Source organism: Roseovarius autotrophicus (genome assembly GCF_018069895.1).
Taxonomy (GTDB): domain Bacteria; phylum Pseudomonadota; class Alphaproteobacteria; order Rhodobacterales; family Rhodobacteraceae; genus Roseovarius; species Roseovarius autotrophicus.
Genome location: NZ_JAGQDH010000042.1, coordinates 1 through 9,850 on the forward strand (window position 1 = coordinate 1; position 9,850 = coordinate 9,850).

The window sequence follows — 9,850 nt, forward strand, 5'->3', positions numbered from 1 at the left end:
TCTCCATACCGGCCCGCGGCACGTTAAAAGCCGCACAGAGAGGCCTGACACATGACCGCACTCGATCACATGCTCAGAAAGTCAAAATTTTCCTTGCACAACGGGAGGCATCCACACATGGCTTCCGCGACGATCCTCTCGGCCATCCCCGGCGCGTTGAGCCAGCTTCGGCTTTCATCGGTGACAAACATAACGGGATAGCGTCCACCCACCGTCGCCGAGCCGACCATTTCAACGGCTGGAGGCGCGTGGCGCACCGTGCCCACGCCGACAAAGCACACAACGAGGGTATCTTCCTTCCCCGGCGAGAAATGGATGCGCAGCGGGGGCGCAATGCAAAGGTCCTGCAAGGCTGGCGGCATGGCGGGGGCTCTGGGCTGACTGTTGCCAGCCTAGCCCGGAGCTCCTCCGGACGCCACCGCGCTTTGTCCCCTCACTCCGCCGGGATCGCCTCGGGCTCCATCCCCAGCGGATGCGCGAGCTTGCCCAGCATCTCGCGCGGGCAAAGCTGCACGAAATGAGGCAATTCGCGGTCCCAGTAGCGCAGGATGTCCTGCGCGCGGCGACTGCCGGTTTCGGCCAGATGCCGCTCGATCAGACCCCGGAGTTCCGCCTCCCAATGCGCCTCTGCGACCTTGCAGGCGACCAGCGTCTCGCCATTCACCAGCGTCGGCGCGCGGCCCTCGGGGTCGTGGATATAGGCCATCCCTCCTGTCATGCCCGCGCCGAAATTGGCGCCGATCGCGCCCAGGATCACCGCCACGCCGCCGGTCATGTATTCGCACCCGTTGCTGCCGCAGCCCTCGACCACCACCTTGGCGCCCGAATTGCGCACGGCGAACCGCTCGCCCGCGCGTCCGGCGGCAAAGAGATGGCCGTCGGTCGCGCCATACAGCACCGTATTGCCGATGATCGTGTTCTCATGCGCGACCAGAGGGCTTGCCATCGGCGGGCGCACCACGATGGTCGCGCCGCTCAGGCCCTTGCCAACGTAATCGTTGGCATCGCCTGACACCTCGATCTTCAGCCCCGGTGCGGCGAACGCGCCCAAAGACTGCCCCGCGCTGCCCGTCAGCTTCACCGTCAGGTGATCGGGTTGCAGGCTGTTGCGCATCCCGAACCGCCGCACGATATGCGACGATACCCGCGTGCCCACCGAGCGATGCGTGTTCTGCACCGTGTAATGAAGTTGCATCTTTTCGCCATCGTTGAGGAACCGCGCCGCGTCGCGCACGATTTCCGCGTCGAGCGTGTCGGGCACCTCGTTGCGCGGGCGGTTGCGGTCGAACCTCGGGGCCGTGGTGCCGTTCACGGTGATCAGCATCGGGTTGAGGTCGAGATCGTCAAGATGGGCCGAGCCTCGGTTGATCTGTGTCAGCAGGTCCGCCCGCCCGATCACCTCGTCAAGCGACCGCGCGCCGATGCTTGCCAGAATTTCCCGCACTTCCTGCGCGTAGAAGGTGATGAGATTGACCACCTTTTCCGCGCTGCCGGTGAATCTGGCGCGCAGGTCCTCATCCTGCGTGCACACGCCGACCGGGCAGGTATTGCTCTGGCACTGCCGCACCATGATACAGCCCATGGCAATCAGCGCGGCGGTCCCGATCCCGTATTCCTCGGCCCCCATCATCGCCGCCATGACAATATCGCGCCCGGTGCGCAGCCCGCCATCGGTGCGCAGCGTCACCCGCTCGCGCAGATTGTTCATGCTCAGAACCTGATGCGCCTCGGTCAGGCCCATTTCCCAGGGCAGCCCGGCATATTTGATCGACGTGGCGGGCGAGGCCCCCGTGCCGCCATTGTGCCCCGAAATCAGGATCACATCCGCCTTGGCCTTGGCCACACCGGCGGCAATCGTGCCCACGCCGGATTGCGCCACCAGCTTCACGCAGACCTTCACCTCGGGGTTGATCTGCTTGAGGTCATAGATGAGCTGCGCCAGATCCTCGATACTGTAGATGTCGTGATGCGGCGGCGGCGAGATCAGCGTGACGCCCTCGGTCGAATGGCGCAGCCGTGCGATCAGCTTGGTCACCTTCATCCCCGGCAACTGCCCGCCCTCGCCGGGCTTGGCGCCTTGGGCGACCTTGATCTCCAACTCCTCGCAATGGTTGAGGTATTCAGCCGTCACGCCAAAGCGCCCGCTCGCCACCTGCTTGATCTTGGCCGACGGGTTGTCGCCATTCGGTTCGGGCGTGAAATGCGCCGGGTCCTCGCCGCCTTCGCCACTGTCACTGCGTGCCCCGATCCGGTTCATCGCCACGTTGAGGGTCTTGTGTGCCTCGGGCGACAGCGCCCCCAGCGACATCCCCGGCGTCACGAACCGCTTGCGGATCGCGGTCACGCTCTCGACCTCTTCAATCGGGATCGCCTCACCCTTCGGCTTGATCGCCATCAGGTCGCGCAGATGGATCGGCGGATTGGCCTGCATCGCGGCGCTATAACGCTTCCACAGCGCATAGCTCGCGGTGTTGCAGGCGGTTTGCAGGATATGCATCGTCTGCGCGCCCCAGGCATGGGTCTCGCCCGACTTGCGTGCCTTGTAAAAGCCGCCGATGGGCAGGATATCCTGACCGCCCCGGAAGGCGCGGCCATGCACCTCCTCAACCTTGGCCTGAAGCCCTGACACGCCAATGCCCGAAATCCGGCTCGTCAGCCCCGGAAAATACTCGGCACAAAGCGCCCGGCTCAGCCCCACCGCCTCGAAATTGAGGCCCCCGCGATACGACGATACCACCGAAATACCCATCTTCGACATGATCTTGAGAAGCCCCAGATCAATCGCCGCGCGATAGCGCGCCATCGCCTCGGTGAGGCTGCCCTCGATCAGCCCGCGGGCGATGCGTTCGGCCACCGTGTCCTCGGCCAGATAGGCGTTGACCGTGGTCGCGCCCGCGCCGATCAGCACGGCGAAATAATGCGGGTCGATGCACTCGGCCGCGCGCACGTTGAGCGAACAGAAGGTCCGCAAGCCCTTGCGTGTCAGGTGACTGTGCACCGCGGATGTCGCAAGGATCATGGGCATCCCCACACGCTCTTCGCCCAGCCGGTGATCGCTCAGCACGATGTTGCCCACGCCAGTGCGCACCGCGTCCTCTGCCTCGGCGCGGATCCTCTCCAGCCCGTCCTGAAGTGCGTTGTCCCCTGGCGCGAAGGTGCAGTCGATCTCGGCGACATCGCCGCCAAACTGCCGGATCAGCTCGGCCCATTGCGCATTGGCCACGAACGGGCTTTCCAGCGCGATAATCTCGGTCTGCGCGCTGCTCTCGTCCAGCACGTTCTTGAGGTTGCCGAACCGCGTCTTGAGGCTCATCACGCGGAATTCCCGCAAGCTGTCGATCGCCGGGTTCGTCACCTGGCTGAAATTCTGCCGGAAATAATGGCTCAGCGGACGGTATTGCCGCGACAGCACCGCTGCGGGCGTGTCATCGCCCATCGAGACCACCGCCTCCTTGCCATCCTCGGCCATGGGCGCGAGGATCTGCTCGATCTCCTCGATGGTGTAACCGGCCGCGATCTGCCGCCGCCGCAACTCTGCCCCGGTAAATAGCGGCTTTTCCGTCACGCTCGCCAGCACATCGTCAAGCTCGTTGATCTTGCCCACCCATTCGCCAAAGGGCTGGGCATGGGCCAGCTTGTCCTTGATTTCCGCGTCGTGATACAGCTTGCCCTCTGCGGTATCGACCGCCAGCATCTGACCGGGGCCAAGCGCGCCCTTCTCCCTGACCGTCGCCTCGTCCACCGGCACCATCCCGGCTTCCGATCCCGCGATCACCAGCCCGTCGCCGGTGACCACATAACGCATGGGCCGAAGCCCGTTACGGTCAAGCCCGGCGCAGACCCAGCGGCCATCGGTCATCGCCAATGCGGCAGGGCCGTCCCACGGCTCCATGACAGAGTTGCAGTAGGAATACATGTCGCGCCAGGCTTGCGGAAGTTCCTCCGCCTGTTTCGACCAACTTTCGGGCACCAGCATGGTCTTGGCCATCGGCGCGCTGCGTCCGGCACGCACCAGCACCTCGAACACGGCATCAAGCGCCGCGCTGTCGGACGATCCCTGCGGGATGATCGGCTTGATATCCTCGGCCAGGTCTCCGAACGTGCCCGAGACCATGCGGATTTCGTGGCTTTTCATCCAGTTGGTGTTGCCCTTGAGCGTGTTGATCTCGCCGTTATGCGCCAGCATCCGGAACGGCTGTGCCAGCCACCATTGCGGAAAGGTATTGGTGGAATAGCGTTGATGGTAGATTGCGAAGGCGCTGACAAAGCGTTCGTCCTGCAGATCCGGGTAGAACACCGCCACCTGTTCGGCCAGCATCATGCCCTTGTAGATGATGCTGCGGCAGGACAGGCTTGCGACGTAAAGGCCGTTTATGCCGGCGGCGGCCACCGCCTTTTCGATGCGGCGGCGGATGACGTAAAGCTCGCGCTCGAACGTCTCCTGATCGAGACCCTTGTCGTCGGAAATCAGGATCTGCTCGATCTCGGGGCGCGTCGCATTGGCCTTTTCACCAAGGCAGGTGACGTCCACCGGGACATGCCGCCAGCCATAGATCGTGTGACCCATCCGAAGCACTTCGGTTTCCACGATGGTCCGGCACCGCTCTTGCGCGCCGAAATCCGTGCGCGGCAGGAACACCTGCCCGACCGCGATCAACCGGCTTTCATCCGGCTCATGCCCGGTGCGCCGGATCTGGTCATAGAAGAACGGCACCGGGATCTGCACATGGATACCTGCGCCGTCGCCGGTCTTGCCATCAGCATCGACCGCGCCCCGGTGCCAGATCGCCTTGAGCGCGTCGATCCCCGCCTGCACCACCCGGCGCGAGGGCTGGCCGCTGATCGCCACCACAAGGCCCACGCCGCAGGAAGAATGCTCCTCTTCATGGGCATACATGCCGTTCGCGGCGAGCCAGTCACGCTTGGCCTCTTCGCGGGCGGCCCAATCGGAATCGAATGTCGTCATCTGTCGTTACCCTTCCTTTGCCCGGTGGGTCAGGGACGCTGCCCTGTCTGTCGTTTCGCGCGGTCTTTGCCGCTTGTGCCTGTGATCGCGCGTCGTGCGTGCACAAACCGCGTCCACTGTGTGCCTTTTGTTCGCACCGCTACTCTGCCGCGACCGCCTGCGCGGCATTGAGATCGTCAAGGATCGCTGCCGCCGCATCGCGCCCGTCGCGGATCGCCCAGACCACAAGGCTTGCCCCGCGCACGATGTCGCCCACCGCGTAAACCCCCGGCAGTGCGGTGCGCCCGGTGGTGAATTCCGCCTTGATCGTGCCCCAGCGGGTGACCTCAAGTTCCTTTTGGTTCCAAAGTGTTGGCAAATTCTCCGGCTCGAATCCAAGGGCCTTGATCACCAGATCGGCCGGCGCGTCCTCGATGGCGCCTTCGATCGGTTCGGGGCTTTGACGGCCCGTCGCATCCGGCGCGCCAAGGCGCATTTTCTGCACTTTTACCGCCGTCACCGGATCGCCTGCAAACCCCACTGGCGCGCTAAGCCATTTAAATACAACACCTTCTTCCTCTGCATTGGCAACTTCGCGCTGGCTGCCGGGCATGTTCTCACGGTCACGCCGGTAGAGGCAGGTGACCGATCGCGCACCTTGGCGGATCGCTGTGCGCACGCAATCCATTGCGGTGTCGCCGCCGCCGACCACAACAACTTGCTTGCCCGCTGCGTTCAACTCGCCGCTCTCGAACTCCGGCACCCGATCGCCAAAGCTCACGCGGTTGCTTGCCGTCAGGTAATCAATCGCCCGCATGATCCCTTGCGCGGCCGCGCCCGGCCCGTCCAGCTCACGGCTTTTGTAGACCCCGGTGGCGACTACTACCGCGTTGTATTTCTTGCGAATTTCGTCAAAGCTCAGGTCCGTGCCGACGTCGCAGTTCAGCACGAATTTCACTCCGCCCTGCTCGAGCTGCTCGATGCGGCGCATCACCACATCCTTTTCCAGCTTGAATCCCGGAATGCCGTAGCTCAGCAACCCGCCGGCGCGGTCGTAGCGGTCATAGACCGTGACCTGAATCCCCGCCCGCCGCAGCACATCCGCAGCGGCAAGACCCCCCGGACCTGCGCCGATTATCCCAACCGATTCAACACGTTCCGTCTTGGGTGCGATGGCCTCCACCCAACCCTCATCCCAGGCGGTGTCGGTGATGTACTTCTCCACGGCGCCGATGGTGACCGTCCCGTGACCCGATTGCTCGATCACGCAATTGCCCTCGCAAAGCCGGTCCTGCGGGCAGATACGCCCGCAAATCTCGGGAAAGGTGTTGGTCAGCTGGCTGATTTCATAGGCTTCTTTCAGCCGCCCCTCGGCGGTCATGCGCAGCCAGTCGGGGATGTTGTTGTGCAGCGGGCAATGGCTCTGGCAATAAGGCACGCCGCACTGGCTGCACCGGCTCGCCTGCTCTCTGGCCTTGGCATCGGCATACTCGGCATAGATCTCGTTGAAATCCCGCCGCCGCTCCGCAGCTTGACGCTTCTGCGGCATGTCCCGCCCGACAGTCACGAATTTCAACATCGCCTGCTTCGCCATGCGTCCCCCTCCCGAGTCTGACCAGAAGCACCGTATAAGCGGGTTGCGTGAGAATGAAAAGTCAGAGATGCTGACTAATATTAACTTTTCGTGACCGCAAGGCTTGCCGTGGTAAGCAAATCTTAACACACATACATCCGAACCGGACCTATATCGGAAATTGCCCTCCCCCCGCGTTCCGGTCTAGAAGCGCGCAGGTCCGCGCAGGAAATCTCGAAATGCCGCTTTTTCAGATATTTATGGTCGCCGTCCTTCAGGGCATAACCGAATTCCTGCCAATCTCCTCCTCCGGCCACCTGATTCTCCTTCCCGCACTGACCGGGATGGCAGATCAGGGACAGGTGATCGACGTGGCGGTTCACGTTGGCACACTTTTTGCCGTGATGCTGTTCTTTCGCGCCGATGTGGCACAGGCCATCTCTGGCCTGCCGCGCCTGATGTGCGGCAAGGCGGATACGCCCGGTGCGAGGCTCGCGCTGCTGCTTCTGATCGCGACGCTCCCCGTGATCCTGTGCGGTCTGCTTCTCAAGCTCACGGGGTTCAATGATGCCCTGCGTTCGGTCACGGTGATCGCCTGGGCGACGATTCTCTTCGGCCTGCTGCTTTACTGGTCTGATCAGCGAGGGAGCATCGAAAAAACTCGGGACGACTGGACCGTGAAAGAGGCGCTTACCCTCGGTCTCTGGCAGGCGATCGCACTCATTCCCGGCACCTCACGCTCGGGCATTACGATAACCGGGGCACGCTTCCTCGGTTATGATCGCCACGAGGCGGCGCGACTCTCCATGCTGATGTCCATTCCGACGATCATTGCCAGCGGCGCGCTACTTGGACTTGAGGTTGCGGTGGAGGCGAACACTGCACTCATGCGCGACGCGGCGATTGCCGCGGTATTCGCCTTCGTGGCGGCGCTGTTGGCGCTTGCCTTCATGATGCGGCTTCTGCGCAGCGTCAGCTTCACGCCCTATGTTGTCTATCGGCTGGGCCTTGGCGTGGTCCTGCTCTGGTTCGCCTATGCCTGAGTGCGGTCAGGCGCGCAGGTTGCGGGCCGACTCCCGGATGGTCTCGTATTGCCCGGTCGGACGGAAACGCCAGAGGTAATCGGGCAGCACCGCCTCTGGTGCGACCGGTGTGATCCCGAGATCTGCAAAGCCCCTTGCGTCCGCGCCCACCACGTTGTCGCTGTGCAGGCTGCGCACCTGATCGCGCGTGATCTGTGGCGGCACAAGGCCAAGCGACACGGTTTCGATCAACTCCATCACCCCGGCCATCACAGAGGCAATGCCAAAGGGAATATTGACGATCAGGCGCCGACGACGGATCACCCGCAGCATCATCTGCATCAACTCGCGGAAACTGCCCACCTCGGGTCCACCAAGCTCGTAAATGCCGGGCGCGGCCTCTCCGGTGACGCCCTTGACCGCCGCTTGTGCCACATCATCGACGTGGACAGGCTGGAAACGGGTGCCCGCCCCAACAACAGGTAGAAACGGGCTAAGCCGCGTCATTCCGGCGAAACGGTTGAAGAACTGATCCTCGGCGCCAAAGATCACAGATGGCCGCAGGATGACTGCCTCCGGCATATGCGCCAGAACTCCGGCCTCGCCTGCAGCCTTGGTCCGGGCATAGACGCTGGCCGCACCCTCAGCCGCGCCTATGGCTGACAGATGCACCATGCGTGCCACACCCTCTTCGGCGGCGATGCGGGCGATGCGTGTGGCGCCCTCGGCCTGCACGGCTTTGAAATTGTTGCGTCCCTTGCGGTCGAACGTGCCCACGCAATTGACCACCGCCACAGCCCCCTGCATCACCGAGCGCACGCTGGCGTCATCGCGGATGTTGCAGAAAACCGGTTCGACCTGGCCCGGTACGCCATAGGGCTTGACATGCAATGCCTCGTTCGGACGCCGCACCGCCACGCGCACCCGCCAGCCCTCTGCGGCCAGCCGCCGCGTGATGTAGCGACCGACGAAACCCGATCCGCCATAGATGGTGACAAGCTTGGACATGAGAGCCTCCGGGCAGAGTTTACGCCCTCTTTCCTAGCGCCGTCGTGCCCGCCCGACAAGGCGATAAGCGCCTTGCGACACATCGCGCAAAATCGCCGTTGACACCCGTGCGGCCTGAGTCTAAACGCCAGCCTCACGACACCTGCCCAGGTGGCGGAATTGGTAGACGCGCTGGCTTCAGGTGCCAGTGGCCGCAAGGCCGTGGAGGTTCGAGTCCTCTCCTGGGCACCACCACGGTCCCTTTAAGGCCCTGTTTTTCAAGTATATCAGGCACCTAGCGCCCATCCCGAGACACAAAACGGGACACATATGGGACACATTCGCCATGGTGATGATGATGAAGCTCAAGCACGTTGATGAACTCTCGGGGGGCCGCAAGCGATTCCGCAGGCGCTACCCCAAGGTTGTCGCTCAGGTTCTCGGGGAGGAGGTCTTTCAGGTTCCCATGAGGGCGCGTGAAGGTGCCGCTCTGGTGAAAGAGCAGGAAGCCCTTGTGGCTGAGTTCGACAAGATAGTGGCCAAGGCCAAGAGGAGGGCTGCTGGCAATGGGTCGCTTTCTCCCCTTGAGCATTGGAGAGAGGCCGTTGCCGAGGCCGAGGCCATGGTGGAAGCGATCAAGGGTGATCTTGAGGAGGATGATCGGCGGGAAGTCTTGGCCGATGATCTTCACCAGAGAGGGGCCGACCCTGTCTTGGTCAAGGCCGTCATGGCCCCAGAGGCCGAGGAACCCCCTGTGACGATGCTCGATGCGAAGAGGATGTATTTCACAGAGCGTGTTGAGGGTGAGAAGGGGCGCAACAAGCGGGACCAGCTTGAGCGTGTCTGTGCCCGCGTCGAGAAGGCCCTAGGCCCCCTTCGCAAGCTCCCTATGGTGGACCTCAAACGGGAACACGCAAGGAAGCTGAGGGACTACCTCCTCAAGGAGACGAAGGCCGACGGGTCTCCTCTGGCTGCTGGGTCTCTCCAACGGGAAAAGAACATGCTGGTGGCCATGGTCAATCTGGCAATCGTCGAGTTCGACCTTGAGGGCAAGGTGGGCAACCCGTTCAAGGCGATGGACCTGACCCGCAAGGATGCACCCCCAGAGGCCGAGGGGGACAAGCGCGAGTCGCTTCCTGAGGACGTGATCAGGGCCATGAGGGTGCGCGTCAGGGACAACGTCAAGGAACCCTCTCTGTGTCAACGCCGGAGTAAAATTGGGCCACGGGGCGGCGCAAAACTAGGCCACCTGGGGTTTCTGCGGGGCGCGCGTGGCGGGCGGCGGCCAGTCAGCCGCGCTCTCCATGTAGCTGGCGGGTGACT

Annotated in this window: 6 protein-coding genes and 1 tRNA gene; 3 read left to right on the forward strand and 4 right to left on the reverse strand. The window is 63.2% G+C overall.

Annotation, left to right across the window (positions count from 1 at the left end; genetic code table 11):
- Positions 1 to 65: 65 nt before the first annotated feature.
- The 3 genes from KAK09_RS18015 to KAK09_RS18025 form a co-directional block, all read right to left on the reverse strand.
- Positions 66 to 362 carry a hypothetical protein gene (locus KAK09_RS18015; protein WP_210880314.1) on the reverse strand — a complete coding sequence of 99 codons (297 nt, stop codon included), beginning with the start codon at positions 360 to 362 and terminating at the stop codon, positions 66 to 68.
- A gap of 71 nt (positions 363 to 433) precedes the next feature.
- Entirely contained in the window at positions 434 to 4,966 is a 4,533-nt protein-coding gene (gene gltB, locus KAK09_RS18020) for a glutamate synthase large subunit (RefSeq protein ID WP_210880315.1), read from the reverse strand.
- Between the two features lie 139 nt (positions 4,967 to 5,105).
- Positions 5,106 to 6,539: an NAD(P)-dependent oxidoreductase gene (locus KAK09_RS18025; RefSeq protein WP_210880316.1), complete on the reverse strand. Its 1,434-nt coding sequence runs from the start codon at positions 6,537 to 6,539 to the stop codon at positions 5,106 to 5,108.
- Positions 6,540 to 6,757: 218 nt separating this feature from the next.
- Between KAK09_RS18025 and KAK09_RS18030 the strand changes: the two genes are divergently transcribed.
- Positions 6,758 to 7,561: an undecaprenyl-diphosphate phosphatase gene (locus tag KAK09_RS18030; RefSeq protein WP_210880317.1), complete on the forward strand. Its 804-nt coding sequence runs from the start codon at positions 6,758 to 6,760 to the stop codon at positions 7,559 to 7,561.
- Positions 7,562 to 7,567: 6 nt separating this feature from the next.
- Here the strand turns inward: KAK09_RS18030 and KAK09_RS18035 are convergent, their stop codons facing one another.
- A complete protein-coding gene (locus tag KAK09_RS18035; RefSeq protein WP_210880318.1) occupies positions 7,568 to 8,548 on the reverse strand; it encodes a complex I NDUFA9 subunit family protein in 981 nt (326 codons plus the stop codon).
- Between the two features lie 144 nt (positions 8,549 to 8,692).
- On the opposite strand from KAK09_RS18035, the gene KAK09_RS18040 reads away from it, so the two are divergent.
- Together KAK09_RS18040 and KAK09_RS18045 are read left to right on the forward strand one after the other, a co-directional pair.
- Positions 8,693 to 8,779, forward strand: a tRNA-Leu gene (locus tag KAK09_RS18040).
- A gap of 94 nt (positions 8,780 to 8,873) precedes the next feature.
- A complete protein-coding gene (locus tag KAK09_RS18045) occupies positions 8,874 to 9,848 on the forward strand; it encodes a hypothetical protein (protein ID WP_210880319.1) in 975 nt (324 codons plus the stop codon).
- Positions 9,849 to 9,850: the final 2 nt, after the last annotated feature.

Coding starts and splice junctions, on each gene's coding strand:
- KAK09_RS18015 (WP_210880314.1), bottom strand. CDS start 362: ATGCCGCCAGCCTTGCAGGACCTTTGCATTGCGCCCCCGCTGCGCATC.
- gltB (WP_210880315.1), bottom strand. CDS start 4,966: ATGACGACATTCGATTCCGATTGGGCCGCCCGCGAAGAGGCCAAGCGT.
- KAK09_RS18025 (WP_210880316.1), bottom strand. CDS start 6,539: ATGGCGAAGCAGGCGATGTTGAAATTCGTGACTGTCGGGCGGGACATG.
- KAK09_RS18030 (WP_210880317.1), top strand. CDS start 6,758: ATGCCGCTTTTTCAGATATTTATGGTCGCCGTCCTTCAGGGCATAACC.
- KAK09_RS18035 (WP_210880318.1), bottom strand. CDS start 8,548: ATGTCCAAGCTTGTCACCATCTATGGCGGATCGGGTTTCGTCGGTCGC.
- KAK09_RS18045 (WP_210880319.1), top strand. CDS start 8,874: ATGGTGATGATGATGAAGCTCAAGCACGTTGATGAACTCTCGGGGGGC.